Consider the following 25,078-nt stretch of genomic DNA (forward strand, 5'->3'; position numbering starts at 1 on the left):
CTCAGCGCAGCCCGAGCGTCGCCCCCGCGGCGGCCAGCACGCCACGCGGGGCTTCCGGATCGGCACGGGTGTCCACCTCGGCGACCACCGAAAGGCCGGGGCGCAGCCGCGCCACCGCCCCGGCCGGCTGGCCGGGTTCCAGCACCAGCTTCACCGGCACGCGCTGCACGATCTTGGTGAAGTTGCCGGTGGCGTTCTCCGGCGGCAGCAGGCTGAACTCGCTGCCCGTGGCGGGGGCGAAGCTGTCCACATGGCCGTGCAGCGCGTGGCCCGGAATGGCATCCACGCGGATCTCGACCGGCTGGCCCGGCCGCATGCGCTCCAGCTGGGTTTCCTTGAAATTGGCCGTGACGAACAGCGCCTCGGCGCGCGGCGCCACGGCGATCAGCTGTTGCCCCGGCCGCACCCGCTGCCCGAGTTGCGCGGCCCGGTTGCCGGCGATGCCGTCGAACGGCGCGCGGATCTCGGTGTAGGTCAGGGTGATGGCGGCCATATTGGCCGCGGCCGCGGCCTGGTCGCGCTTCGCCTGGGCCTGGGCGAGCTGCGCCTCCTGCACCGGCACCGCCTGCCGGCGCACCGCCAGCTCCGCCTCGGCGGCGGCCACGGCGGCCTCGGCCTTGCGCTGGTCGGCCAGCGCCTGGTCGTTGGACTGGCGCGACGACCAGCCACCGCCCACCAGGGCCTGGGTGCGGCGGGCATCGGCCTCGGCCCGCACCTGCTCGGCCAGCGCCTGCTCGCGCTGCGCCTCGGCGGCGCCGATCTGCGCGCGCAGCTGCTCCAGGGTCTGCCGCGCCGTCAGCACCACGGCATCGGCCTCGGCCAGGGCGGCGCGTGATTGCGCCAGCTGCAGCCGGACATCGCGGTCATCCAGGCGCAGCAGCACCTGCCCGCGGCTCACCGGCTGGTTGTCCGCGACCTCGATGGCGATCACATCAGCCTCGACACGCGGCGTCAGCACCACGATGTCGCCCTGCACATAGGCGTCGTCCGTTTCCGCCAGGAAGCGGCCGGTGGTCCAGTACCAATTGCCGCCCAGCAGCAGGACCAACAACAGCAGGGGCGGCAGGATGCGCAGCAGCCAGCGGCGCACCGGGCGGCGGGGCTTCTCCGGCGCCGATGCCGGCTGGGCGGCTTCGGCCGGAACCGGCGGTGAAACGGGAGCGTTCATCAGGCCTTCCTAGAACTGAACGGTTCAGTTCGGTTCAACACGCCTCAACTGCCTCCGAAGACTTCCGAAGTCAAGCTGAACTGAACCGTTCAGTTCCTTCTTGCGCAAAGGCAATGTCTCGCCCTACCACCCGCATCATGTCCGATCCCGCTGTTCTGCCCGAGGCAGGCACCTCACCGAAGCGCCGCGCCATCCGGGAAGCGGCGGCGGAGCTGTTCATGGCCGAGGGCTTCGGCGCCGTGTCCATGGATGCGGTGGCGCGTGCCGCCCAGGTGTCGAAGGCCACGCTCTACGCGCATTTCGCCGGCAAGGAAGCCCTGTTCACCGACATCATCGAGAGCCATTGCACGCAGATGCAGGCCATGATGGAGGGAGCGCTGCCGACCCGCTCCCCGGCGCTGGAGGACGCCCTGGCGGAGCTGGGCCGGCGCTGGCTGGAGTTCCTGCTCCTCCCGCGGGTCCGCGCGCTGCACCGGGTGGTGATCAGCGAAGGAGTCCGCTTCCCGCATCTGGCCCGAGGCTTCTACGAGGCGGGACCGCAGACGGTGCGGCGCTGGCTGGCCGGCTGGATGGCGCGGCAGCAGCAGGCCGGGCGGCTGCGCCCGGATGCCGATCCGCGCTTGGTGGCCGACCAGTTCCTGGCCCTGTTGCGCAGCGACACCTTTCTGCGGGCCGTGCTCGGCCTGCCGCCGGAACAGCCCGGCGGCGACGTGCGGGAAGCGGCGGCAGAGGCGGCGCGGGCGGTGGCGCGGCTCTACGGGGCCGCTGTTTCTCCGGCCGCGGACGCCGCGCCGGACAAGGCGCCGGATTGACAGCCGGCCGCGCATCCTCACTTGAATCAGGATGCGCGCCACCCGATCGGAGAGTTTCCCCCGGCTGTGCGGTTCCGCACCCGAGCCCGCCTGCACCCTGGCCTTCTTCTCGTCAGATTTCCGCTTTGTTAACGAAGCCCACGGAAAAAAACCGGCGGAGCTTCAAAAACCTCTTTGCGTGCGAGGGCGACATCTCTATATGCGCCGCCAGACGCAGTACGCACGTGCCTCTGGCCCCAGGCCGGCCCAACACCGGCCAAAGGTTTACGCAACGACGTCAAGCGTTCTGGCAACCCCGGCAAGGGCGCAAGCCCGATACCGGCCACTTCTGGTCGCTGGTTCGTTAGACCGTTTCGTCAACTTGGGGCCGCAGCCTGGAAGGGCCGGTCCTCCGTATCTGGATGGGAGGATGGTGCGATGACCGAGAAGGTCTTCCGCTTCCTGCGCGACGTTGCTCCGGCCACGCCGTGCCTGGTGGTCGACGTGGATCGCGTCGCGGAGAATTACGGCCGGCTGAAGGCCGCCATGCCGCTGGCCCGCGTCTATTACGCCGTTAAGGCCAATCCCGCCGCGCCGATCCTGAACCGGCTGGTGGACCTCGGCTCCTGCTTCGACGCCGCCTCTCTGGAGGAGGTCAAGATGTGCCTGGCGCAGGGCGCCAAGCCAGAATCGATCTCCTTCGGCAACACCGTGAAGAAGGAATCGGCGATCCGGGCCGCCTACGCGGCCGGCGTGCGGATGTTCGCCTTCGACTCCGAGCCGGAGCTACTCAAGCTCGCCCGCTCCGCCCCCGGATCCAAGGTGTATTGCCGGATCCTGGTGGGCAATCTGGGCGCCGAGTGGCCGCTGTCGAAGAAGTTCGGCTGCGAAGTGGACATGGCGCGCGAGCTGATGATCCAGGCCCGCGACCTCGGCCTCGACCCGTATGGCATCTCCTTCCATGTCGGCAGCCAGCAGACCCGCACCGCCGCCTATGAGGCGGCGATCGCCCGGGTGGCGATGCTGTTCACCGACCTGAAGGATGCCGGCATCCAGCTCCGCATGGCCAATCTCGGCGGCGGCTACCCTGTGCGCTACCGTACGGAGGTGCCGGAGATCGACGATTTCGGCGCCGCCATCATGGGCGCCATGGTGGAGCATTTCGGCAATGCCCTGCCGGAGATCCTGGTGGAGCCCGGCCGCTTCATCGTGGGCGATGCCGGCGTTCTGTCGGCCGAGGTGGTGCTGGTGTCCCGCAAGGAGCGGGACGATCCGGTGCGCTGGGTGTATCTCGACATCGGCCGCTTCGGCGGCCTGGCCGAGACCGAGGGCGAGGCGATCAAGTACCGCTTCCGTACGCCGCATGATGGTGGCGCGGAAGGGCCCGTGACCATCGCCGGCCCGACCTGCGACAGCACCGACACGCTGTACGAGAAGTCGAATTACCGCCTGCCGATGGCGCTGGATTGCGGCGATCGTGTCGAGCTGCTGTCCACCGGCGCCTATGTGACCACCTATGCCAGCCAGAACTTCAACGGCTTCAGGCCGCTGGCCGAGCATTACATCTGAGCCGCGGGTGGGATGCCTTCAGGCATCCCGCCACCGCAGCTCTGCAGCGCGCCGTTTTCTCGTTTGTCTAACCCGCGCTGCCGGATAAACTGGCGTCATGGACGTCATTGACCGGAACATTCTCGTCGCGCTTCAGGAAGATGGTGCCGCCGGCCTGGCGGAGTTGGCCAAGGTCGCGGGATTGTCGGTGTCCGCCACGGCGGAGCGCGTGAAGCGGCTGGAAGAGCGCGGCACCATCCGGGGCTGGCGCGCCGATCTCGACCCCGGCGCCATCGGCTGCCCGCTGCTGGCCTTCGTGTTCGTGTCGCTGCGCCCCGGGCGCGACGAGGACGCCTTCCGCATCGCCATGCGCGCCGCCGAGCCGGTGCTGGAATGCCACCACGTTACCGGCGCCTGGACCTTTCTGCTGAAGTTGCGCCTGCCCGACCTCGCGACGCTAGAACGCTTCGTGGCGGATCAGGTGCGCGGCCAGCCGGGGGTGGAACGGACGGAAACCATCCTGGCCATCACCTCGGCCAAGGAAACCGCCATCCTGCCGGTGGCCGAGGCGACGGAAGAATAAAACAGGTCCGGGGCGGTTCAGCCGCCCCGGACCCATGCCCGCATCGGATCGGATGCGGGATGCTCAGGCCGCGCGGTCGTTCAGGTGGCAGCGCGACTTGTGCCCCGGCGCGATCTCCTTCAGCGCCGGCTTCTCCACCTTGCAGCGATCAAACGCGTGCGGGCAGCGCGGGTGGAAATGACACCCCGACGGCGGGTTCAGCGGCGACGGGATCTCGCCCTTGATGCCGGCGAAGCTTTTCTTGCGCGCCTCGATCCGCGGCACCTCGGACAGCAGGGCCTGGGTGTAGGGGTGGTTCGCGCGGGCGAACACCTCCTCGGCCGGCGCTTCCTCGACCACCCGGCCCAGATACATGATCACCACGCGGTCGGAGAGGTGCTCCACCACGCCGAGATCGTGGCTGATGAACAGGTAGGTCAGGTCCAGCTCGCGCCGCAGATCCATGAACAGGTTCAGGATCTGCGCCTGGATCGACACGTCGAGCGCGGCCACCGCCTCGTCGCAGACGATGAATTCGGGCTGCACCGCCAGCGCCCGGGCGATGCCGATGCGCTGCCGCTGGCCGCCGGAGAACTGGTGCGGGTAGCGGCGCTTGAAGCTGGGATCGAGCCCGGCGCGCCGCATCTGGTTGTCGACATAGCCGTCCCACTCGCTGCGCTTGGTGAGGCCGTGCACCAGCGGCGCCTCGCCGACGATGTCGGCCACCTTCATGCGCGGGTTCAGGCTGGCATAGGGGTCCTGGAAGATCATCTGCGTCTGCAGCTTGGCCTGTCGCGCCTCGGCGCCCTGAAGGCTGTCCAGGCGCTTGCCGTGCCACAGGATGTCACCGTTCGAGGCCGGCATGATACCCGCCACCATGCGGCCCAGCGTCGACTTGCCGCAGCCGGACTCGCCCACCAGCCCGACCACCTCGCCCTTGCGCACGATGAGGTCGACACCATCCACGGCGTGCACCGTCTCGTCCTTCACCGGGGCGCCGAGTTTGCGCGCCAGCTTGCCGGCGAGGTCGAGCGGCTTGGAGAAGCGCTTCGAGACGCCCTTCAGTTCAATGATCGGCGTGCTCATGCGGCGGCCTCGGCGGGCATGTTGTAGGGGAAGAAGCAGCGGGCGCGGCGGCCGGGCAGCAGTTCGCCCAGCGGCGGGTCCTGCTGGCACTTGTCCTGCGCTTTGGGGCAGCGGGTGCGGAAGGCGCAGCCGACCGGCAGGTTCAGCAGGGAGGGCGTCATGCCCGGGATCTGCCGCAGCGGCTCGCCGCGCTTGTTGCGGGACGGCACGCTGCCGATCAATCCCATGGTGTAGGGGTGCAGCGGCTTGTCCAGCGTCCCGTTCACCGGGCCATGCTCCACCACGCGGCCGGCATACATCACCGCCAACTCGTCGGCGAGGCCGGCCACCACGGTCAGGTCGTGGGTGATCCAGATCATCGCGGTGCCGGTCTGGGCGCAGAGCTTCTGCACCTCGGCCAGGATCTGCGCCTGGATCGTCACGTCGAGCGCGGTGGTCGGCTCGTCCGCCACGATCAGCTCGGGGCGGTGCAGCAGGGCGATGGCGATGGCGACGCGCTGGCGCATGCCGCCGGAGAACTGGTGCGGGTAAGATTTCAGCCGCTCGTCCGGCGAGGGGATGCCCACCATACCCAGCGTATCGCGGGCGCGCTGCCGGGCCTCCTCCTTGCTGACCTTGGTGTGCGCCAGCACGGTCTCGATCATCTGCGTGTCGACCCGGAGCACCGGGTTCAGCGTCATCATCGGGTCCTGGAAGATCATGGCGATGCGGTTGCCGCGAAGCTGGCGCATCTCCTCTTCCTTGAGCCGCGCGAGGTTCTGCCCGTGGAACAGGATCTCGCCACCGACGATGCGGCCGGGCTCGTCGACCAGGCCGAGGATGGAGAAGCCGGTCACGGTCTTGCCGGAACCGGACTCGCCTACCAGTCCCATGACCTTGCCGCGGCCGACGGTGAAGGACACGCCGTCCACCGCCTTCACCACGCCGGCGCGGGTGAAGAAGTGGGTCTGCAGGTTGCGCACCTCCAGCGTTGGCGAGGAGGCAGTGGCAGAAACGGGGGAAACGGCCCCGGGGGAAGCAGCCATCGAGGAAATAGCCAAGTCCCGGCCCTTACTTCTTGAGTCGCGGATTGAGCACGTCGCGCAGCTGGTCGCCCATCAGATTGATGGAAACAATGGTCACCAGCAGGGCGATGCCCGGATAGAAGCTGATCCAGTACTTGCCGGACAGCATGTACTCGTAGCCGTTGGAAATCAGCAGGCCGAGCGAGGGCTCGGTGATCGGCACGCCGAGGCCGAGGAAGCTCAGCGTCGCCTCCAGCGCGATGGCGCGGGCGATCTGCATGGTGGCCACCACGATCAGCGGCGGCATGCAGTTCGGCAGCAGGTGGCGGAAGATCACGCGCCGGGTCGGCAGTGCTAGACACTGCGCCGCCTCGATGTATTCGCGCCGCCGCTCCACCAGCGCCGTGCCGCGCACGGTGCGGGCGTAATAGGCCCATTCCACGATCACCAGCGCGAGCACGACGTTCATCACGCCCTTGCCCAGGAAGGCCAGGATCATCAGCGCCGCCAGAATCGACGGAAAGGACAGCTGCAGGTCGACCAAGCGCATGATCACCGTGTCGGTCTTGCCGCCGGCATAGGCCGCCAGCATGCCGAGCGAGGCGCCGACGGCGCAGGCGATGACCGCCGAGCCGACGCCCACCAGCAGCGAGATGCGTAGCCCGTACATGATGCCGGAGAGCATGTCGCGCCCCTGGTCATCGGTGCCGAGCCAGTAGGTGAAGCCGGCGCCCCCCACCGTGCCGGGCTCCATCCGCCCGTCCATGATGTCGAGCTGGGCGAGGTCGTAGGGGTTCTGCGGCGCGATCCAGGGCGCGAAGATGGCGATCAGCGCGATGATCGTGAACACGATGAAGCCGAGCAGCGCCAGCTTGCTTTCGGCGAATTCGGAGATGAAGCGGCGCCAGGGCCCCTCCACCTTGGGCGCGGGCGCGGGCGCCGCCGCGATCGGCGCGCCCTGGGCGGTGGTGGTGCTCATGTCACTTGTTCTCCAGCCGCACGCGCGGATCGAGCGCCGAATAGGCGAGGTCCACCAGCAGGTTGATGGTGATGAACATCAGCACGATCATCATCAGGTAGGCGACGATCACCGGCCGGTCGAGCACGTTGATGCTGTCGATGATCAGCTTGCCCATGCCCGGCCAGGCAAAGACGCTTTCCGTCACCACCGAGAAGGCGATGGTGGAGCCGAGTTCCAGCCCGACCACGGTGACCACGGGGATCAGGATGTTCTTGAACACGTGGACATAGGTGACGCGGGCGGGCGACAGGCCCTTGGCGCGGGCGAACTTCACATAGTCCATCAGCATGGTCTCGCGCACGCCAGCGCGGGTCAGGCGGATCACCAGGCTGATCTTAAACAAAGCGAGGTTCAGCGCCGGCATCGCCAGGTGGCGCAGCCCGTCCCAGGTCAGGAAGGACCAGCGCATGCCCAATACCTCCACCGTGGGGCCGCGCCCGGTGGAAGGCAGCCAGCCGAGCTGCACGGCGAACACCATGATCAGCATCAGCCCCACCCAGAAGGTCGGCAGCGAGAAGCCGAGGATGGAGCCGGCCATGATGGTGGAGGAGAGCGGCGATTTCGGCTTCAACCCGGCATACAGGCCGAGCGGCAGGCCGATGATCAGCGCCATGATCGTCGCGCCGAGGGCCAGCTCCAGCGTCGCCGGCATGCGCTGCAGGATCAGCTGCAGCGCCGGCTCGTTGAACACGAAGGAGCGGCCGAGGTCGCCGCGCAGCGCATTGCCCAGAAAGGAGAGGTACTGCATCCACAAGGGCAGATCGAGGCCGAGCGCCTTGATCGCGCGCTCGCGTTCCATCTGGTCGGCATCCGGGGAAATCAGGATCTCAACCGGATCGCCGATGGCGAAGACGCCGACGAAGACGATGACCGACATCGCCAGCATCACGAGCACCGACTGCAGCAGCCGGCGGAGGAGGTAAACGCTCATCGGATCAGCGGGCCGCCACCGGACGCACATCCTGCGCGCGAGTCAATTCGTCGGCGCGGGATTCATGGGTCAGGGTGGGGCGCATCGCCCACAGATTCTTCTGGATGTGGATCGGGATGATGCCGACATCCTGCATGGCGATGGTGGTCGCTTCCTGCAGCAGCGCCTCGCGCTTGCCGTCGTCCAGTTCGGCCAGAGCGGCCTCCAGCTTGGCGTCCATCGCCGGGTTGGCGTAGCGGCCGCGGTTGGAGAAGCCGAAGCCCTTGTCGCGGTTGTAGCTGGCCACCAGCGAGCGCAGCGGCGAGGACGCCTCGCCCGAGGCGGTACCCCAGCCAACCAGGAAGGCCGACAATTCCTGCCGTCCGGCGCGGGAGATGAAGGCGGTCCAGGGCTGCGCGTCCACCGTGGTGCGAATGCCGATGCGGGTCCACATCTGGCCGATCGCCTGCACGATGCGCCCGTCGTTCATGTAGCGGTCATTGGGACCGCTCAGGGTGATGCGGAAGCCGTCCGGGTAACCGGCCTCGGCCAGCAGCTTCTTGGCCGCTTCCGGATCCGCCTTCGGCGCATCCAGCCCCGGCACGTGGCCGAAGGCGCCTTCCGGCAGGAACTGCCCGGCCGGCTTGGCAGCCCCTTCCATGACGCGGGAGGCAATGGCTTGCCGGTCGATCGCCATGGACAGGGCGCGGCGCACCCGCACGTCCAGCAGCGGGTTCTTGCCGAGCGGCTTGCCGTCCTTGTCGGTGATCTGCGGCGAGCCCTCGGGATGCAGGTGGTCGAGCGCCAGGAAGATGATGCGCAGCCCGTCCTTCTCCGCCAGCTTGACGCGCTCGTCGCGCTTCAGGGCGGTGATGTCGCTGGTGGGCACCTGGTCGATGAAGTCCACGTCGCCGGCCAGCACGCCGGCGGTGCGGGCGCTGTCATTGACCACGACCCGGTAATCGACCGCATTCCAATGCGCCTTGTCGCCCCAGTATTCCTCGTTGCGCTCCAGCCGCAGCCGCTCGCCGGACCGAAAATCGACGTAGCGGAAGGGGCCGGTGCCGATCGCGACCTTGCCGGAGTTGAAGTCGTCCGTGCTCGCCTGGTCATGCGTCTCGCGATCCAGAATGGCGACCTGCGCCAGATCGTTCGGCAGCACGGGATAGGGCGAACGGGTATGGAAGCGAACCGTCAGCGGGTCCACCACCTCCACGCGCTCGATGGCGCGGGTGTAGATGGCGTAGGAAGAGGGGCTGTTCGGCACCTGCGGCACGCGTCCGATGGTGAAGGCAACATCCTCGGCGGTGAACGGGTTGCCGTTGTGGAAGCGCACATTGGGGCGCAGCTTGAATTCCCAGGCGGTCGGCGACACGACCTTCCAGGATTCCGCCAAGCCCGGCTCCATGCGCGCATCGGCGTCGAACTGGGTCAGCGTGTCGAAGATCATCGTCGCCACGGCGAAGTTGGGCGACAGGGCGTGGTAATGCGGATCCAACGAGGTGATCTGCGCTCCCACGGCCATGGTGAGGTTCTGCGCCTTGGCCGGGCCCGCGGCTCCCACCGCAAACGCCGAAACGGCGGCCAGAATGGCCGCCTTGGTACCGATTTTCATGATCCCTGCCCCCGCACAATCAGTCTCAGCAGGGGCCACGTTAACAGAATGGCAAAACCGTCGCTAGCATATGACAGTTTGGCAAATCACATCTCCACTCCTGCCGGGCATCCGTTTTCAGCAGAATACAACGATCCTGGCGCAACAGGAGGCATGTGCGGCGCGGCCTAAGCGGTAAACTGTTCCGCGATGATCCGTTCCGACAGGCTGTGGTCAGGGTCGAACAACAGGGTCAGCCGCAGGCTGCGGTCTTCCCGCACCTCCACCGAGCGGATGTCGCGCACCTCCACGTAGTCGGCCACCGCGGCGACCGGCCGCTTGGCCGGCTCCAGCACCTGGAAGGTGACGGATGCGTCGGAGGGCAGCAACGCGCCGCGCCAGCGCCGCGGGCGAAAGGCCGAGATCGGTGTCATCGGCAGCAGGTTGGCACCCAGCGGTACGATCGGTCCATGCGCCGAAAGATTATAGGCGGTGCTGCCGGCTGGCGTGGAGATCAGGATGCCATCGCAGATCAGTTCCGGCAGGCGCTCCTTGCCATCCACCAGGATACGGATCTTGGCGGCCTGCCGCGTTTCCCGCAGCAGGTTGACGTCGTTGATGGCCAGCGCCTCGTGCAGCGCGCCATCGGCCCCGAGCGCCCGCATGCGCAGCGGGTGCAGCACGGCGGCCTGGGCGACGGACAACCGGGCGAGCAGGTCGTGCTCGTGGAAATCATTCATCAGGAAGCCGACGCTGCCGCAGTTCATGCCATAGACCGGCATGTTGCGGCCGAGGAAGCGGTGCTGCACCTCCAGCATGAAGCCATCCCCGCCCAGCGCCACCACCACCACGGCGGTGTCCGGGGCGGCGTCGCCATAGAGGGCCACGAAGCGGGCGCGGGCGTTCTCGGCCACGTCGGTCGGCGCGGCCAGAAACGCGACGCGGCCGCGCAGGTCAGGCGGAAGATCCGGCGTATCGCCGAAGCCGGCGGACTGTCCCAGCAGGGCGGCTGTCATGGCGGGACGGGTTCTCCTTGGCGAAGCAGCATCAAGCCTTCTGCGCGCAGCCACTGCAAGGGGCGGCAAGCCGGGCCCGCCTATGCGAAAGGGGCGGATGGTTCCCCATCCGCCCCTTCAGCAGCTTCGGCCAGAACGGGATGCGGCTCAGGCCGCGTCCTGCTGGTCCTCGGTCTCGACCGGCTCGGGCTTCGGGCCGGAATCCAGGCCCTTGGCCGACACGTCCCGCTCCACCAGCTCGATCACCGCCATGTCGGCGGCATCGCCGTAGCGGATGCCGGCCTTCAGCACGCGGGTGTAGCCGCCCTGGCGGGCCTTGTAGCGCTCCGCGATGGTGGTGAAGAGCTTGTCCACCACCTTCGGGTCCATGATCTGGGCATAGGCCTGACGGCGCGCGTGCAGGTCACCACGCTTGCCCAGGGTGATGATGCGCTCGACATACGGGCGCAGCTCCTTCGCCTTGGGCAGGGTGGTGGTGATCTGCTCATGCTTGAGCAGGCTGGTCGCCATATTGCGCAGCATCGCAATACGGTGGGTGGAGGTAACGCCGAGCTTCCGGCCGGCAACCCCGTGACGCATGGGTCTATTCCTTCAGGTGGCCGAAAATCAGAACGGCTCTTCGATCTTCTTCGCGAGGTCCTCGATGTTCTCCGGCGGCCAGCCCGGCACGGTCATGCCCAGGCTCAGCCCCATGGAGGCGAGGACTTCCTTGATCTCATTCAGCGACTTGCGGCCGAAGTTCGGAGTGCGGAGCATCTCCTGCTCCGTCTTCTGCACCAGGTCGCCGATGTAGACGATGTTGTCGTTCTTCAGGCAGTTCGCGCTACGGACCGACAATTCCAGCTCGTCCACCTTGCGCAGCAGGTTGCGGTTGAAGGGCAGGTCGTCCTGCACCTCTTCCACCACGCGCTGGCGCGGCTCATCGAAGTTGATGAACAGCTGGAGCTGGTCCTGCAGAATGCGGGCGGCGAGCGCCACGGCATCATCCGGGGCCACCGTGCCATCCGTCTCCACCGTCAGCACCAGCTTGTCGTAGTCGGTGCGCTGGCCCACGCGGGTCGGCTGCACCTGGTACGCCACGCGGCGGACGGGCGAGTAGATGGCGTCCACCGGGATCAGCCCGATCGGGGCGTCTTCCGGCCGGTTCTCGGAGGCGGGCACGTAGCCCTTGCCCACATCGACCGTCAGCTCCATCGACAGCTTGGCGCCGTCGTCGAGCGTGCAGATGACCAGTTCCGGATTGGCGATCTCGATGTCGCCGGTGGTCTGGATCTGCCCCGCCGTCACCTCGCCGGGGCCGGAGGCGGTGAGCTGCAGGCGCTTGGCGCCCTCGCCCTGCATCCGGATGGCCAGGCGCTTGATATTCAGGACGATGTCCGTGACGTCCTCGCGGACGCCCTGCAGGCTGCTGAACTCATGCAGCGCGCCGTCGATGCGGATGGCGGTCACGGCCGCACCCTGCAGCGACGACAGCAGCACGCGACGCAGGGCATTGCCGAGCGTCATGCCGAAGCCGCGCTCGAGCGGCTCCGCCACCACCGTCGCGATGCGCGAAGGGTCGACCCCGGGCTCGACATCGAGCTTCTCGGGGCGGATCAGGGAACGCCAGTTGCGCTCGAGCACTATGGTTTTCTCCTGCAGCCTCGCCTCAGACCCGACGCCGCTTGCGCGGACGGCAGCCATTGTGCGGGATGGGGGTCACATCCTTGATGGACGTGACGTAGAAGCCGACGGCCTGCAGGGCGCGCAGGGCGGATTCACGACCCGAGCCGGGGCCGGAGACCATGATCTCCAGCGTCTCCATGCCATGCTCGCGCGCCTTGCGCCCGGCATCTTCCGCGGCCACCTGGGCGGCGTAGGGGGTCGACTTGCGGCTGCCCTTGAAGCCCTGGCTGCCGGCCGAGGACCACGCGATGGCGTTGCCCTGGCTGTCGGTGATGGTGACGATGGTGTTGTTGAAGGAGGCGAGGACGTGGGCCACGCCGGACGCAATATTCTTGCGTTCCTTCTTGCGCGGACGACCGCTGGGCTGACGGGCCATGTTACTTCGTCACCTTCTTCTTGCCGGCAATCGCCACGGCCTTGCCCTTGCGGGTGCGGGCATTGGTGTGGGTGCGCTGGCCGCGAACAGGCAGACCCTTCCGGTGACGCAGGCCGCGGTAGCAGGCCATGTCCATCAAACGCTTGATGTTCATCGCGTTCTCGCGACGCAGATCGCCCTCGACCCGGTATTCGCGGTCGATCAGCTCGCGGATCTTGACGATCTCGTCATCCGTCAGCTGATTGACACGGCGCTCCTCGGGGATGCCGAGCTGGTCACAGATCACCTTCGCATTCGTCGGACCAATGCCGTAAATGTAGCGAAGCGAAATGAGAACGCGCTTGTTGGTGGGAATGTTCACGCCTGCGATGCGTGCCATTGATTGCCTGCTCCTGAGGTCCTGGGGACCCCCGTTCGTGCCGGCCCGATGATCCGGCGAAGAGGTGATCAGCGTGCCCGGACGATATTGATCCGAACACAACCATCGTCGCGGCCGGGGAGGACCCCGTCCGAGAGAGGCGCGGGTTTAACGAGTTCCGCCCCAATGAGTCAAGGGCGGGAAGATAGCTTCCCGCCCCTGTGCGCCAATCGCATCGTGTGAGCGGAACGGCTCAGCCCTTCAGGATCGCCTCGATCTGCCGGGCCACCTCATCCATGGACGCCATGCCGTCAACTTGGCTCAGCTTGCCCTGCGCCTGGTAGTAGGGCAGCAGCGGCGCCGTCTGCCGGTGATAGGCCTCGAGCCGGGCGGCCACGGTTTCGGCCTTGTCGTCAGCCCGGCGGACGAACTCGGTGCTGCCGCAGGAATCGCACACGCCGGACTGCGCCGTGGGCTTGAAGTGATCATGGTAGCCGGTGCCGCATCGGGCACAGGTGAAGCGGCCGGCGATCCGCTCCACCAGCGCCGCATCATCCACCTTCAACTCGATGACATGGTCCAGCCGCAGGCCCTTGTCCCGTAGCATGATGTCGAGCGCCTCGGCCTGCGGGGTGGTGCGCGGAAAGCCATCCAGGATGAAGCCATTGGCGCAGTCGGGCTGGGACACCCGGTTGGCCAGCATCGCCGTGATGATGGCATCGGGCACCAGGGCCCCGCTTTCCATGATCGCCTTGGCCTGGCGGCCGATCTCGCTGCCGCTCTTGACCTCCGCCCGCAGCATGTCGCCGGTGGAGATCTGCGCGATGCCGTGGCGCTCCTCCAGCCGCTTCGCCTGTGTGCCCTTCCCAGCCCCGGGAGGCCCCAGCAAAATCAGATTCATCGACGCCTCGTCCCCCGCTTCCGTCCCCACATGGCTTGTCCGCTCACCGCACCCTGGGCGTGCCACGGCCGCCGAGGCGGGCCTTGCGGATCAATCCCTCATATTGATGCGCGAACAGATGCGACTGCACCTGTGCCACCGTATCCATGGTGACTGAAACAATGATCAGAAGGGAAGTGCCACCGAAGTAGAAGGGCACGCCATACTGGCTGATCAGGATCTCGGGCAGCAGGCAGACGATGCACATGTACAGGGCGCCGACGCCGGTCAGCCGGGTCAGCACCCGGTCCAGGTAGTCGGCGGTGGACTGGCCGGGACGGATGCCGGGCACGAACCCGCCATGCTTCTTCAGGTTGTCCGCGGTCTCGACCGGGTTGAACACCACCGCAGTGTAGAAGAAGGCGAAGAAGATGATCAGCGCCACGTACAGCGCCATGTAGAGCGGCTGCCCGTGGGCCAAGGCCGCCGTGATGGAGGACAGCCAGCCCTCGCTCGTCTGCACGCCGGAGAAGCCCGCGAAGGTTGCCGGCAGCAGCAGCAGGGAGGAGGCGAAGATCGGCGGGATCACGCCGGCGGTGTTCAGCTTCAGCGGCAGGTGGGTGTTCTCGCCGCCATACATGCGGTTGCCGACCTGGCGCTTCGGATACTGGATCGGGATGCGGCGCTGGGCGCGCTCCATGAACACCACGAAGGCGATCACGGCGAGCGCGATCAGCAGGAAGGCGATGATGAACACGGTGGACAGCGCGCCGGTACGGCCCAGCTCCAGCGTGGCGGCCAGGGCGGAGGGCACGTTGGCCACGATGCCGGCGAAGATGATCAGGCTGATGCCGTTGCCGATGCCGCGCGCGGTGATCTGCTCGCCCAGCCACATCAGGAACATGGTGCCGCCCACCAGCGTCACCACGCAGGACAGGCGGAAGAACAGGCCGGCATCGTACACCGCCGGGCCGAAGCTGCCCTGCATGCTCTCGAGGCCTACCGCGATGCCGTAGGCCTGGAAGGTGGCGATCAGCACCGTCAGGTAGCGGGTGTACTGGTTGAGCTTCTTGCGGCCCGACTCACCCTCCTTCTTGAGGGCCTCCAGCGTCGGCACGGCCGCCGACATCAGCTGGATGATGATGCTGGCCGAGATGTAGGGCATGATGTTCAGCGCGAACACCGTCATGCGGCCCAGCGCGCCGCCGGTGAACATGTCGAACATGCCCAGGATGCCGCTGCCATGCTGGCGCAGGATTTCCGCCATCACGGCGGCATCCACGCCCGGCACCGGGATATAGGTGCCGATCCGGTAGACGATCAGCGCGGCCAGCGTGAACCAGATGCGCTTCTTGAGCTCGGTGGCCTTGCTCAGCACGCCGAGATTGAGGTTGGCCGCGAGCTGTTCGGCGGCGGACGCCATGATTTCGCCCCTTCAACATGGCTGCGGCGCCGGGGGGCTATTCCCGCGGCGCCGCTGCCAGCCCAGTGGTGACTGCCTAGCCCCCCAGGGGTGGGGGGCGCAAGGGTCGCGACCCGCCGGCAGAACCGGCGGGCGAACCCCGAAGCCGTCAGGCTTCGGGAGCGGCTTCCTTGGCCGGGGCCAGGACGGTGACGCTGCCGCCAGCCGCCTCGACCGCCGCGATGGCCGCGGCCGACGCACCGGCCACGGTGATCCGGACCGCCCGCTTGATTTCGCCGCGCGCCAGCAGACGCACACCGGCGATCTTGGCACCGGTACGGACCAGGCCCGCAGCCTCCAGCGCCGCCTCGTCGATGGCCTGATCCGCCGGAAGGCGGCCCGACTCGATCGCGGCGTCGAGGGTGTGCAGGTTGATCGGCGCGTATTCCTTGCGGAACGGGTTGACGAAGCCCCGCTTCGGCAGGCGCCGGTAGATCGGGAGCTGGCCGCCCTCGAACCCGTTCAGCGACACGCCGGTGCGCGCCTTCTGGCCCTTCACGCCGCGACCCGAGGTCTTGCCCTTGCCCGACCCGATGCCACGGCCGACGCGCTTGAACTTCGGGCGGGCGCCCGCGTTGTCGCGCAGCTCGTTGAGCTTCATCTTACTTCTCCGTGGTCTCGCCGACCTGGATCAGGTGGGCGACCTTGCGGATCATGCCACGCACGGCTGGAGTATCCTCCAGCTCGCGCGAACGGCGGATCTTGTTGAGGCCCAGGCCGATCAGCGTTTCGCGCTGACCCGGCTTGCGGCCGATGGGCGACGCGACCTGCGTCACCCGAACGGTCTTCTTGGACTCAGACACTGGCAACCTCCTGCGCCGGCTCCGCATCCTTGCGCGGGCCCAGCAGGTCGGAAACCTTCTTGCCACGACGGGCGGCGACAGCGCGGGGGCTGGTGCTGCGCGTCAGGGCGGCGAAGGTCGCCTTGACCATGTTGTGCGGGTTGGTCGTGCCGGTGCACTTGGCGACCACGTCGCCCATGCCCACCGATTCGAACACCGCGCGCATCGGGCCGCCGGCGATGATGCCCGTACCGGCCGGGGCGGCCCGCAGGATGACGCGACCGGCACCGAACTCGCCGACCACGTCATGATGCAGGGTCCGACCCTCGCGCATTGGCACGCGGATCATGGTCTTCTTCGCCCGCTCGGTCGCCTTGCGGATCGCCTCGGGGACCTCGCGCGCCTTGCCGGCGCCCCAGCCCACGCGGCCCTTCTCGTCACCCACCACCACCAACGCGGCGAAGGAGAAGCGACGGCCACCCTTCACCACCTTGGCGACGCGGTTGATGGTGACCAGCTTGTCCTTCAGCTCGTCGCCCGGCTCGCGCTCGTTGTTGCGATCCGGACCCCGGCCGCGGCCGCGGTCGCGGTCACCGCCGCCGCCGCTCCTCGGTTCACGTGCCATATTCTGTGCTCCTTAGAACGACAGCCCGCCCTCGCGGGCGCCGTCCGCCAGGGCTTTCACCCGGCCGTGATACAGGTAGGGCCCGCGGTCGAACACGACCTCGGTCACCCCGGCGGCAATGGCGCGCTCGGCCAGCAGCTTGCCGATGGCGGTGGCCGCGTCGCGGTCCGCCCCGGTGCGAAGTTCCTCGCGCTGCGCCTTCTCGATCGAGGAGGCCGCGGCCAGGGTGCGTCCGGCCTTGTCATCGATGACCTGGGCATAGATGTGCTTGCCGGAGCGGAAGACCGAAAGACGGGGCCGACCACCGCTCTTGAGGCGCAGCTGATAGCGCAGGCGCTTGCGGCGGCGCTCCAGCAGGTTGAGCTTGTTCGCCATCTTACTTCTTCTTCCCCTCCTTCCGGAGGATGACCTCATCCGTGTACCGGACGCCCTTGCCCTTGTAGGGCTCGGGGCCGCGGAACCCGCGGATCTCGGCCGCCACCTGACCGACCGCCTGCTTGTCGATGCCCTCGACCTTGATGGCCGTCGGACGCTCGCAGGTGATCTTGATGCCTTCCGGCATCGGATAGCGGATCTCGTGGCTGTAGCCGAGATTCAGCACCAGCTCCTTGCCCTGGACCGCCGCACGGTAGCCCGTGCCGGTGATCTCCATGGATTTGGAGAAGCCAGTGGACACGCCCGTGACCATGCCGTTGATCAGGCTGCGGGTGGTGCCCCACAGCGTGCGCGAACGACGGTCGGAGCCAAGCGGCTTCACCGAAACCTGGTTGCCTTCGACGGCCACCTCGACCGCGTCCGTCACCACCGGCAGGGTCAGCTCGCCGAGCTTGCCCTTGGCGGAAACCACGCCGTCCTTCATGGCCACAGTCACGCCCGCGGGAACCGTGACGGGATATTTGCCGACGCGCGACATGCTTATCCCTCCCTCAGAACACGCGGCAGAGGACTTCGCCGCCAACATTGGCGGCGCGGGCCTCGTTGTCGCTCATCACGCCACGCGGCGTGGACAGGATGGAGATGCCGAGGCCGTTGTAGAACCTCGGCAGTTCCTTGATCTTGGAATAAACGCGCCGGCCAGGCTTGGAGACGCGCATGATCTCCTTGATGGCGGGCTCGCCTTCCGAATACTTGAGCTCGATATCGAGCACGCTCACACCCGGGCGCACCTGCTCGGTGCGATAGGCGCGGATGAAGCCTTCACGCTTCAGGACTTCGAGCACATCGGCGCGAAGACGGCTGGAGGGCGAGGAGATGCGCGCCTTACGGGCTTGGTGCCCGTTGCGGATGCGCGTCAACATATCGCCCAGCGGATCGGACAGCGACATGCGGCCCCCTTACCAGCTCGCCTTAACAAGACCCGGAATCTGGCCGTTCGAGGCCAGCTCCCGGAGCATGTTACGGCTGAGCTTAAACTTACGGTAGTTGCCGCGCGGGCGGCCGGTGAGTTCGCAGCGCAGCCGCACCCGAACCTTGGCGGCGTTGCGCGGCATTTCGGCCAGCTTCAACGTCGCTTCGAAACGCTCCTCAACCGGAAGCTCGCGATTCATGATCACGTCCTTCAGGGCGGAACGCTTGGCGGAGTGCAGCTTCGAGAGGCGCGCGCGGCGCTTGTTCTTCTCGACAGCCGAGGTCTTGGCCATGCGGTCTAAATCCTCCGGAACCTGCCCGGTCCGCGCGAGTGGCGGCCGGGGCGGTTTTCCAAACTCAGTTGACGAAGGGGAGATCAAAAGCCTTCAGCAGCGCCTTGGCTTCCTTGTCCGTCTTCGCCGTCGTGACGAACACGATGTCCATCCCGCGAACCGTATCCACCTTGTCATAGCTGATCTCGGGGAACACGATCTGCTCCTTCAGGCCGAGGGAATAATTCCCGCGGCCGTCGAAGCCCCTATTACCAGGGATTCCGCGGAAGTCACGCATGCGCGGCAGCGCGATCGTCACCAGGCGGTCGAGGAACTCGAACATCCGGGCGCGACGCAGCGTCACTTTGCAGCCGATGGCCTGGCCCTCGCGGATCTTGAAGCCGGCGATCGCCTTCTTCGCCAGCGTCTTCACCGGCTTCTGGCCGGCGATCAGCGTCAGGTCACCCAGCGCGGCGTCGAGCTTCTTGCTGTCGCCAGCCGCCTCGCCCACGCCCATGTTGATGACGATCTTGGAAAGCTTCGGAACCTCCATCGGGTTCGCGTAGCCGAATTCCTCGACCAGCCGCTTGCGCACCGCCTCAGCATAATGCTGCTGCAGGCGCGGCAATTCCTTCGCCTCGCTCATGCGTCGATCACCTCGCCCGAGGCCTTGGCCACACGGACCTTCTTACCGTCCTCAAGCACCTTGAAGCCGACGCGGGTCGGCTTGTCGGACTTCGGATCGATCAGCGCGACGTTGGAGAGGTCGATGGACGCCTCCTTCTCCACGATGCCGCCCTGCTCACCCATGCCCTTCGGCTTGGTATGGCGCTTCACCACGTTCAGGCCCTGCACCACGGCACGGCCCTCGGCGGTCAGCACGCGCAGCACTTCGCCGCGCTTGCCCCGGTCCTTGCCCGTCAGGATCTGGACGCGGTCGCCCTTCTTGATCTTGGCAGCCATGGTTACAGAACCTCCGGCGCCAGCGAGATGATCTTCATGAACTTGCGCGCGCGCAGTTCACGGACCACCGGGCCAAAGATGCGGGTGCCGATCGGCTCGTTCTGCTTGTTGATCAGAACGGCCGCGTTGCGGTCGAAGCGGATGGCGGTGCCGTCCGGACGGCGGACGGCATAGGACGTCCGCACGATCACGGCGCGCTGCACGTCGCCCTTCTTCACCTTGCCGCGCGGAATCGCTTCTTTCACGGACACCACGATCACGTCACCGACCGAGGCGGTACGGCGCTTGGAGCCGCCCAGCACCTTGATGCACTGCACGCGGCGCGCACCCGAGTTGTCGGCAACCTCGAGGTTGGACTCAACGATAATCATCGGTCAGTCTTACCTTCAGGCCTGCGCCGCGGCCGGAGCGGAATCGCTGCTCGCGGCAGCCGCGCTGAAGCCGGCAGTGTCGACCGAGGCGCCGTTGCGCTCGATCACCAGCCAGGTCTTCCGCTTGCTGATCGGGCGGCATTCCTCGATCGACACCACGTCGCCTTCCTTGCACAGGTTGGCATCATCATGCGCGGCGTACTTCTTCGAGCGCCGGATGAATTTCTTGTAGAGCGGATGCATCACGCGACGCTCGACCAAGACCGTGACGGTCTTGTCCATCTTGTCGCTGACCACCCGCCCGGTGAGGACGCGCTTCGGCATAGCCGGGGTCTCCTCGTCAGGCTTTGGCGGCCGAGCGGGACTGCTCGGCCAGGACGGTCTTAACACGGGCGATGTCGCGGCGCACCACCTTGATGCGGGAAACCGCCTCAAGCTGACCCGTCGCGCGCTGGAAGCGCAGGTTGAACTGCTCCTTGCGGAGATCCAGCAGCATCGTCTTCAACTCGTCCGCGCTCTTGGTGCGGACATCCACGATCTTGGTCATCGCCTCAGGCCTCCGCCGCGCCCAGACGGGTCACGAGCTTGGTCTTGATCGGCAGCTTGGCCGCGCCGAGGGTCAGCGCCTCGCGCGCCGTCTCGATGGAGACGCCGTCGATCTCGAACATGATGCGGCCGGGCTTGACGCGGGCCGCCCAGTATTCCGGCGCGCCCTTGCCCGAGCCCATGCGGACTTCGGCCGGCTTGGTGGACACCGGAACGTCCGGGAAGATGCGGATCCACACCCGGCCCTGACGCTTCATGGCGCGGGTGATGGCGCGGCGCGCAGCCTCGATCTGCCGGGCGGTGACCCGCTCCGGCTCCAGCGCCTTCAGGCCGAAGCCGCCGAAGGACAGGGTGAACCCGCCCTTCGCAACGCCCTTGATCCGGCCCTTGTGCGCCTTACGGAACTTCGTGCGCTTCGGGGAAAGCATTGTCTGTTATCCTCAGCGCTGCGGCGCCTGCTCCGCCGCGCGCTTATCCTGCGCCAGCGGGTCATGCGCCAGAATCTCGCCCTTGAAGATCCAGACCTTCACACCGCAGGTGCCATAGGTCGTCTTCGCGGTCGCCGTTCCGTAGTCGATGTCGGCACGCAGCGTGTGCAGCGGCACCCGCCCTTCGCGATACCATTCCATCCGCGCGATCTCGGCGCCGCCGAGGCGGCCGCCGCAATTGATGCGGATGCCGCCGGCGCCGAGGCGCATGGCGGACTGCACGGCGCGCTTCATCGCGCGGCGGAACGCCACGCGGCGCTCCAGCTGCTGGGCGATGCTCTCGGCCACCAGCTGCGCCTCGATCTCCGGCTTGCGGATCTCGACGATGTTCAGCGCCACCTCGGCCCCGGCGAGCTTCGCCAGGTCCTTGCGCAGCACCTCGATGTCGGCGCCCTTCTTGCCGATCACGACGCCCGGGCGGGCGGCATGGATCGTCACGCGGGGCTTCTTCGCCGGGCGCTCGATGATCACCTTCGACACGCCCGCGCCCTTCAGGCGGGACTTCAGCGTGTTGCGAAGCTTGAGGTCATCGTGCAGCAGGCGGGAATAATCGGCATCGGCGAACCAGCGGGAATCCCAGGTCCGGTTGATGCCGAGCCGCAGCCCGATCGGGTTGACTTTATGGCCCATGTTTACGCGGCCTCCTGCTCTGCGGGCGCGGCTTCCGCCGGCTTCTCGCCAACGACGATGGACAGGTGGCTGAACCACTTCTCCACCCGCGACGCCTTGCCGCGGCCGCGCGCGTGGAAGCGCTTCATCACCACGGCACGGCCCACTTCCACGCGCGACACGACCAGCTGGTCGACGTCGAGCTGGTGGTTGTTCTCCGCGTTGGCGATGGCGCTCTCCAGCGTCGCCTTGACCGTCTTGGCGATCCGCCGCTTGGAGAAGGTCAGGATCGCCACCGCGTCCTGCGCTTTCTTGCCGCGGATCAGCCCGGCAGCCAGGTTCAGCTTGTAGGGCGAGACCCGGATGTTCCGGGTCACGGCCTTCGCCTCGGTCTCGGCCAGGGCGCGAATGTGCTTCGGCTTGCTCATCTTGCCTTAGCCCCGCTTCGCTTTCTTGTCCGAGGAGTGGCCGGTGAAGGTCCGCGTCGGCGAAAACTCGCCGAACTTGTGCCCCACCATATTCTCACTCACCTGGACAGGAATGAACTTCTTGCCGTTGTAGACACCGAAGGTCAGCCCGACGAACTGCGGCAGGATCGTGCTCCGGCGCGACCAGATCTTGATGATCTCGTTGCGGGTGGAGGCACGGGCCGCTTCCGCCTTGTTCAGCAGGTAGCCGTCGACGAACGGCCCCTTCCAGACACTGCGCGACATCGCGGTCAGCCCTTCGTAACGTTGCGGCGACGGACGATCAGCTTGTCCGTGCGCTTGTTGGTGCGGGTCTTGTAGCCCTTGGTCGGCTTGCCCCACGGCGTCACCGGGTGGCGGCCACCCGAGGTCCGGCCTTCACCACCACCATGCGGGTGGTCGACCGGGTTCATGACGACGCCGCGGTTGTGCGGCTTGCGGCCCAGCCAGCGCGAGCGACCGGCCTTGCCGATGTGCTGGTTCTGGTTGTCCGGGTTGGACACCGCGCCGATCGAGGCCATGCACTCGCCCCGCAGCAGGCGCAGCTCGCCCGACTGCAGCTTGACCTGGGCATAGCCGGCATCCTTGCCGACCAGCTGGCAGAATGTGCCAGCCGACCGCGCGATCTTGCCACCTGCACCGGGCTTCATCTCGATGTTGTAGATGATCGTGCCGACCGGCATCGAGCCGAGCGGCATCGCATTGCCTGGCTTGATGTCGACGCGCTCACCCGCCACCACGGTGTCGCCCACCTTCAGGCGCTGCGGCGCGAGGATATAGGCGAGTTCGCCATCCTCGTACTTCAGCAGCGCGATGAACGCGGTGCGGTTCGGGTCATATTCCAGACGCTCCACCGTCGCGGGCACATCGAACTTGCGCCGCTTGAAGTCGATCACGCGGTAGGACTGCTTGTGTCCACCCCCGCGGAACCGGACGGTGATGCGGCCATGATTGTTGCGGCCGCCGGAGTGGCTCTTGCCCTCCGTCAGCTGCTTGACCGGCTTGCCCTTGTACAGCTCGGAACGATCGATGAGGATCGTGCCGCGCGAGCTTGGGGTGACCGGGTTAAAGTGCTTCAGCGCCATGGCGTTAAGCGAGCCCCGTCGTGAGATCGATGCTCTGGCCCTCGGCCAGGCGGACGATCGCCTTCTTCCAGTCGGAGCGCACGCCCTCACGGCCGCGCACCCGCTTGGTCTTGCCCTTGGTCAGGATCGTGTTAACGGCGAGAACCTTCACGCCGAACAGACCCTCCACCGAGGCCTTGATCTCCGGCTTCGTGGCAGACAGCGGCACCTTGAAGGTGACCTGGTTCTGCTCGGCGAGGCCGGTGGCCTTCTCGGTGATGACCGGCGCGAGGATGGTCAGATACATCTTCTCGCGCGAGATCACGGGCTTCTTGGTCGCGGTCTCGCTCATGCCAGCCGCTCCTTCAGAGCCTCGATGGCCTGGCGGGTCACCGCCAGCACATCATGGTTCAGGATGTCGTACACGTTGGCGCCCAGCGTCGGCAGAACGTTCACGTGCTTGAGGTTGCGCACCGCGCGGCCGAAGCCTTCCTCGACCGTCGCATCGACGACCAGCGCGCTCTTCCAGCCCAGCGCCTTGACCTTGGAGGCCATGGCGGAGGTCTTGCCGGCATCGCCCAGCGACGCCGTGTCGAGCACGATCAGCTTGCCTTCGGCAGCCTTCTGGCTCAGCGCGCTGATCAGGCCCAGGCGGCGGACCTTCTTGTTCAGCGAGTAACCATGGTCGCGGACCACCGGACCGTGCACCACACCACCGGTGCGGAACTGCGGCGCACGCAGCGAGCCCTGGCGGGCGTTGCCGGTGCCCTTCTGCCGGTACGGCTTCTTGGTGGTGCCCGAAACCTCGGCCATGCCCTTCACCTTGTGGGTGCCGGCACGGCGCTTGGCGAGCTGCCAATGGACCACGCGCGCCATGATGTCGGCGCGGGGCGAGGCGGCGAACAGCATGTCCGGGAGATCGATCTCGCCGGCCTGGCCGTTGTCCAGGGTGATGACAGGAACCTGCATGTCCTTACCCTCAGGCCACGGCCGCGGGGAACGGGGCATCGGCATGGCGCGCGCGCTTCACAGCGTCACGGACCAGCACGTAGCCGCCCTTCGCACCGGGCACCGCGCCCTTGACCATCAGCAGACCCTTCTCGAGGTCGAAACCGGCGACCTCCAGGTTCTGCGTGGTCACGCGCTCAACACCCAGATGGCCAGCCATCTTCTTGTTCTTGAAAGTCTTGCCCGGATCCTGGCGGTTGCCCGTGGAACCGTGCGAGCGATGCGAGATCGACACGCCGTGCGTCGCCTCGAGGCCAGCGAAGTTCCAGCGCTTCATGGCGCCGGCAAACCCCTTGCCCTTCGAGGTGCCCGTCACGTCGACGATCTGACCCTTCACGAAGTGATCCGCCGAGAGCTTCGCGCCGGGCTCCAACAGGGCATCGGCCGCAACGCGGAACTCGACGACCTTCTTCGGAGCCTCGACACCCGCCTTAGCGAAGTGCCCCTTGTTGGGCTTCGTGACATTCTTCGGCTTCGCCAGGCCAATGCCCAGCTGAACCGCTGCGTAACCGTCCTTCTCTTCCGTGCGTTGCGCCACCACGCGCACCTGATCCAGGTGCAGCACGGTCACGGGCACGGTCGAGCCGTCATCGTTGAACAAGCGGGTCATGCCCAGCTTCTTCGCGATCAGGCCGGTGCGACCATTCTTCGCGGCCATGGTATGGGACTCCCCGGCCTCAGATCTTGATCTCGACGTCCACACCGGCAGCCAGGTCGAGCTTCATCAGCGCGTCCACGGTCTGCGGGGTGGGGTCGACGATATCAAGCAAACGCCGATGCGTCCGGATCTCGAACTGCTCACGGCTCTTCTTGTCGACGTGCGGCGAGCGGTTCACGGTGAAACGCTCGATTTCCGTCGGCAGGGGGATGGGCCCGCGCACGCGCGCGCCCGTCCGCTTCGCGGTGTTCACGATCTCCCGCGTGCTGCCATCCAGCACGCGGTGATCGAACGCCTTGAGGCGGATGCGGATGTTCTGGCTGTCCATGACTGGCGCCTATCTCTTTCCCGCTGCCGCGACTTAGGCGGAGATGCTGGCGACGACGCCGGCGCCGACGGTGCGGCCGCCTTCGCGAATGGCGAAGCGGAGGCCCTCA

At 67.0% G+C, this 25,078-nt stretch carries 38 protein-coding genes; 3 read left to right on the forward strand and 35 right to left on the reverse strand.

Annotated features, from left to right (window positions below; all coding sequences use genetic code 11):
• Nucleotide 1 precedes the first annotated feature (1 nt).
• A complete protein-coding gene (locus tag D2K64_RS17560; RefSeq protein WP_120009695.1) occupies nt 2–1,168 on the reverse strand; it encodes an HlyD family secretion protein in 1,167 nt (388 codons plus the stop codon).
• A 113-nt stretch (nt 1,169–1,281) separates the two neighbouring features.
• On the opposite strand from D2K64_RS17560, the gene D2K64_RS17565 reads away from it, so the two are divergent.
• The 3 genes from D2K64_RS17565 (at nt 1,282) to D2K64_RS17575 (ending at nt 4,090) form a co-directional block, all read left to right on the forward strand.
• Nucleotides 1,282–1,980, forward strand: coding sequence for a TetR/AcrR family transcriptional regulator (locus D2K64_RS17565; protein WP_238384261.1), 699 nt, complete (start codon nt 1,282–1,284; stop codon nt 1,978–1,980).
• A 417-nt stretch (nt 1,981–2,397) separates the two neighbouring features.
• Nucleotides 2,398–3,528: a type III PLP-dependent enzyme gene (locus tag D2K64_RS17570; RefSeq protein ID WP_120009697.1), complete on the forward strand. Its 1,131-nt coding sequence runs from the start codon at nt 2,398–2,400 to the stop codon at nt 3,526–3,528.
• Nucleotides 3,529–3,625: 97 nt separating this feature from the next.
• Complete coding sequence (locus D2K64_RS17575) at nt 3,626–4,090, forward strand: Lrp/AsnC family transcriptional regulator (protein ID WP_120009698.1); 465 nt, start codon at nt 3,626–3,628, stop codon at nt 4,088–4,090.
• 63 nt (nt 4,091–4,153) lie between these two features.
• Here D2K64_RS17575 and D2K64_RS17580 read toward each other — a convergent pair whose 3' ends face one another.
• From D2K64_RS17580 to D2K64_RS26205, 34 genes are all read right to left on the reverse strand, one after another.
• Nucleotides 4,154–5,155, reverse strand: a complete 1,002-nt coding sequence (locus tag D2K64_RS17580; RefSeq protein ID WP_120009699.1) for an ABC transporter ATP-binding protein — start codon at nt 5,153–5,155, stop codon at nt 4,154–4,156.
• Nucleotides 5,152–6,180 carry an ABC transporter ATP-binding protein gene (locus D2K64_RS17585; RefSeq protein WP_120009700.1) on the reverse strand — a complete coding sequence of 343 codons (1,029 nt, stop codon included), beginning with the start codon at nt 6,178–6,180 and terminating at the stop codon, nt 5,152–5,154. Before D2K64_RS17585 ends, D2K64_RS17580 begins: the two co-directional genes overlap by 4 nt.
• Nucleotides 6,181–6,205: 25 nt before the next feature.
• Nucleotides 6,206–7,138, reverse strand: a complete 933-nt coding sequence (locus D2K64_RS17590; RefSeq protein WP_120009701.1) for an ABC transporter permease — start codon at nt 7,136–7,138, stop codon at nt 6,206–6,208.
• Nucleotide 7,139: 1 nt separating this feature from the next.
• The gene (locus D2K64_RS17595; RefSeq protein WP_120009702.1) at nt 7,140–8,111 is read right to left on the reverse strand and encodes an ABC transporter permease; all 972 of its coding nucleotides are present in this window, start codon (nt 8,109–8,111) and stop codon (nt 7,140–7,142) included.
• Nucleotides 8,112–8,115: 4 nt separating this feature from the next.
• Nucleotides 8,116–9,705, reverse strand: a complete 1,590-nt coding sequence (locus D2K64_RS17600) for an ABC transporter substrate-binding protein (protein WP_120009703.1) — start codon at nt 9,703–9,705, stop codon at nt 8,116–8,118.
• 167 nt (nt 9,706–9,872) lie between these two features.
• Nucleotides 9,873–10,700, reverse strand: coding sequence for an NAD kinase (locus D2K64_RS17605; RefSeq protein ID WP_120009704.1), 828 nt, complete (start codon nt 10,698–10,700; stop codon nt 9,873–9,875).
• A gap of 147 nt (nt 10,701–10,847) precedes the next feature.
• Nucleotides 10,848–11,279: a 50S ribosomal protein L17 gene (gene rplQ / locus D2K64_RS17610; RefSeq protein WP_120009705.1), complete on the reverse strand. Its 432-nt coding sequence runs from the start codon at nt 11,277–11,279 to the stop codon at nt 10,848–10,850.
• 27 nt (nt 11,280–11,306) lie between these two features.
• Nucleotides 11,307–12,326, reverse strand: a complete 1,020-nt coding sequence (locus D2K64_RS17615) for a DNA-directed RNA polymerase subunit alpha (RefSeq protein ID WP_120009730.1) — start codon at nt 12,324–12,326, stop codon at nt 11,307–11,309.
• A 22-nt stretch (nt 12,327–12,348) separates the two neighbouring features.
• Entirely contained in the window at nt 12,349–12,741 is a 393-nt protein-coding gene (gene rpsK, locus D2K64_RS17620) for a 30S ribosomal protein S11 (RefSeq protein ID WP_120009706.1), read from the reverse strand.
• Between the two features lies 1 nt (nt 12,742).
• Nucleotides 12,743–13,120 (reverse strand): 30S ribosomal protein S13, encoded by a 378-nt coding sequence (rpsM, locus tag D2K64_RS17625; RefSeq protein ID WP_120009707.1) that lies wholly within the window; start codon nt 13,118–13,120, stop codon nt 12,743–12,745.
• A 232-nt stretch (nt 13,121–13,352) separates the two neighbouring features.
• Complete coding sequence (locus D2K64_RS17630; RefSeq protein ID WP_120009708.1) at nt 13,353–14,000, reverse strand: adenylate kinase; 648 nt, start codon at nt 13,998–14,000, stop codon at nt 13,353–13,355.
• A gap of 43 nt (nt 14,001–14,043) precedes the next feature.
• Nucleotides 14,044–15,402, reverse strand: coding sequence for a preprotein translocase subunit SecY (gene secY, locus D2K64_RS17635; RefSeq protein WP_120009709.1), 1,359 nt, complete (start codon nt 15,400–15,402; stop codon nt 14,044–14,046).
• A 148-nt stretch (nt 15,403–15,550) separates the two neighbouring features.
• Nucleotides 15,551–16,042, reverse strand: coding sequence for a 50S ribosomal protein L15 (rplO, locus tag D2K64_RS17640; RefSeq protein WP_120009710.1), 492 nt, complete (start codon nt 16,040–16,042; stop codon nt 15,551–15,553).
• 1 nt (nt 16,043) lies between these two features.
• The gene (rpmD, locus tag D2K64_RS17645; RefSeq protein ID WP_202910731.1) at nt 16,044–16,244 is read right to left on the reverse strand and encodes a 50S ribosomal protein L30; all 201 of its coding nucleotides are present in this window, start codon (nt 16,242–16,244) and stop codon (nt 16,044–16,046) included.
• The gene (gene rpsE / locus D2K64_RS17650) at nt 16,237–16,848 is read right to left on the reverse strand and encodes a 30S ribosomal protein S5 (protein ID WP_120009712.1); all 612 of its coding nucleotides are present in this window, start codon (nt 16,846–16,848) and stop codon (nt 16,237–16,239) included. The genes rpmD and rpsE overlap by 8 nt, the downstream gene beginning before the upstream one ends.
• A 12-nt stretch (nt 16,849–16,860) precedes the next feature.
• Nucleotides 16,861–17,223 (reverse strand): 50S ribosomal protein L18, encoded by a 363-nt coding sequence (rplR, locus tag D2K64_RS17655; RefSeq protein ID WP_120009713.1) that lies wholly within the window; start codon nt 17,221–17,223, stop codon nt 16,861–16,863.
• 1 nt (nt 17,224) lies between these two features.
• The gene (gene rplF / locus D2K64_RS17660) at nt 17,225–17,761 is read right to left on the reverse strand and encodes a 50S ribosomal protein L6 (RefSeq protein WP_120009714.1); all 537 of its coding nucleotides are present in this window, start codon (nt 17,759–17,761) and stop codon (nt 17,225–17,227) included.
• A 13-nt stretch (nt 17,762–17,774) separates the two neighbouring features.
• Nucleotides 17,775–18,173 (reverse strand): 30S ribosomal protein S8, encoded by a 399-nt coding sequence (gene rpsH / locus D2K64_RS17665; protein WP_120009715.1) that lies wholly within the window; start codon nt 18,171–18,173, stop codon nt 17,775–17,777.
• A gap of 9 nt (nt 18,174–18,182) precedes the next feature.
• Nucleotides 18,183–18,488 carry a 30S ribosomal protein S14 gene (gene rpsN, locus D2K64_RS17670; RefSeq protein ID WP_120009716.1) on the reverse strand — a complete coding sequence of 102 codons (306 nt, stop codon included), beginning with the start codon at nt 18,486–18,488 and terminating at the stop codon, nt 18,183–18,185.
• 64 nt (nt 18,489–18,552) lie between these two features.
• The gene (gene rplE / locus D2K64_RS17675) at nt 18,553–19,113 is read right to left on the reverse strand and encodes a 50S ribosomal protein L5 (protein WP_120009717.1); all 561 of its coding nucleotides are present in this window, start codon (nt 19,111–19,113) and stop codon (nt 18,553–18,555) included.
• Nucleotides 19,110–19,430 (reverse strand): 50S ribosomal protein L24, encoded by a 321-nt coding sequence (gene rplX, locus D2K64_RS17680; protein WP_120009718.1) that lies wholly within the window; start codon nt 19,428–19,430, stop codon nt 19,110–19,112. Before rplX ends, rplE begins: the two co-directional genes overlap by 4 nt.
• 2 nt (nt 19,431–19,432) lie before the next feature.
• Nucleotides 19,433–19,801 (reverse strand): 50S ribosomal protein L14, encoded by a 369-nt coding sequence (gene rplN / locus D2K64_RS17685; RefSeq protein ID WP_120009719.1) that lies wholly within the window; start codon nt 19,799–19,801, stop codon nt 19,433–19,435.
• Nucleotides 19,802–19,816: 15 nt separating this feature from the next.
• Nucleotides 19,817–20,125: a 30S ribosomal protein S17 gene (gene rpsQ, locus D2K64_RS17690; protein WP_120009720.1), complete on the reverse strand. Its 309-nt coding sequence runs from the start codon at nt 20,123–20,125 to the stop codon at nt 19,817–19,819.
• 16 nt (nt 20,126–20,141) lie between these two features.
• Complete coding sequence (rpmC, locus tag D2K64_RS17695; protein WP_120009721.1) at nt 20,142–20,348, reverse strand: 50S ribosomal protein L29; 207 nt, start codon at nt 20,346–20,348, stop codon at nt 20,142–20,144.
• 4 nt (nt 20,349–20,352) lie between these two features.
• Nucleotides 20,353–20,775 (reverse strand): 50S ribosomal protein L16, encoded by a 423-nt coding sequence (gene rplP / locus D2K64_RS17700; protein WP_120009722.1) that lies wholly within the window; start codon nt 20,773–20,775, stop codon nt 20,353–20,355.
• Nucleotides 20,776–20,787: 12 nt separating this feature from the next.
• Nucleotides 20,788–21,465 carry a 30S ribosomal protein S3 gene (gene rpsC, locus D2K64_RS17705; RefSeq protein ID WP_120009723.1) on the reverse strand — a complete coding sequence of 226 codons (678 nt, stop codon included), beginning with the start codon at nt 21,463–21,465 and terminating at the stop codon, nt 20,788–20,790.
• A gap of 2 nt (nt 21,466–21,467) precedes the next feature.
• Nucleotides 21,468–21,872: a 50S ribosomal protein L22 gene (rplV, locus tag D2K64_RS17710; protein ID WP_120009724.1), complete on the reverse strand. Its 405-nt coding sequence runs from the start codon at nt 21,870–21,872 to the stop codon at nt 21,468–21,470.
• Nucleotides 21,873–21,878: 6 nt separating this feature from the next.
• A complete protein-coding gene (gene rpsS / locus D2K64_RS17715; protein WP_007004406.1) occupies nt 21,879–22,157 on the reverse strand; it encodes a 30S ribosomal protein S19 in 279 nt (92 codons plus the stop codon).
• A 5-nt stretch (nt 22,158–22,162) separates the two neighbouring features.
• A complete protein-coding gene (gene rplB / locus D2K64_RS17720; RefSeq protein ID WP_120009725.1) occupies nt 22,163–22,996 on the reverse strand; it encodes a 50S ribosomal protein L2 in 834 nt (277 codons plus the stop codon).
• A 4-nt stretch (nt 22,997–23,000) separates the two neighbouring features.
• Nucleotides 23,001–23,297 carry a 50S ribosomal protein L23 gene (locus D2K64_RS17725; RefSeq protein WP_456316379.1) on the reverse strand — a complete coding sequence of 99 codons (297 nt, stop codon included), beginning with the start codon at nt 23,295–23,297 and terminating at the stop codon, nt 23,001–23,003.
• Between the two features lie 26 nt (nt 23,298–23,323).
• Complete coding sequence (rplD, locus tag D2K64_RS17730) at nt 23,324–23,944, reverse strand: 50S ribosomal protein L4 (RefSeq protein WP_120009727.1); 621 nt, start codon at nt 23,942–23,944, stop codon at nt 23,324–23,326.
• 10 nt (nt 23,945–23,954) lie between these two features.
• On the reverse strand, nt 23,955–24,641 hold the full coding sequence (gene rplC, locus D2K64_RS17735) for a 50S ribosomal protein L3 (protein ID WP_120009728.1): 687 nt from the start codon (nt 24,639–24,641) through the stop codon (nt 23,955–23,957).
• Between the two features lie 19 nt (nt 24,642–24,660).
• Complete coding sequence (gene rpsJ, locus D2K64_RS17740; protein ID WP_120009729.1) at nt 24,661–24,969, reverse strand: 30S ribosomal protein S10; 309 nt, start codon at nt 24,967–24,969, stop codon at nt 24,661–24,663.
• A gap of 33 nt (nt 24,970–25,002) precedes the next feature.
• On the reverse strand, nt 25,003–25,078 hold a 76-nt coding region (locus D2K64_RS26205; RefSeq protein ID WP_157985907.1), incomplete at its 5' end, for an EF-Tu C-terminal domain-related protein.

It is taken from the genome of Teichococcus vastitatis, from assembly GCF_003604215.1.
Classification (GTDB): domain Bacteria; phylum Pseudomonadota; class Alphaproteobacteria; order Acetobacterales; family Acetobacteraceae; genus Pseudoroseomonas; species Pseudoroseomonas vastitatis.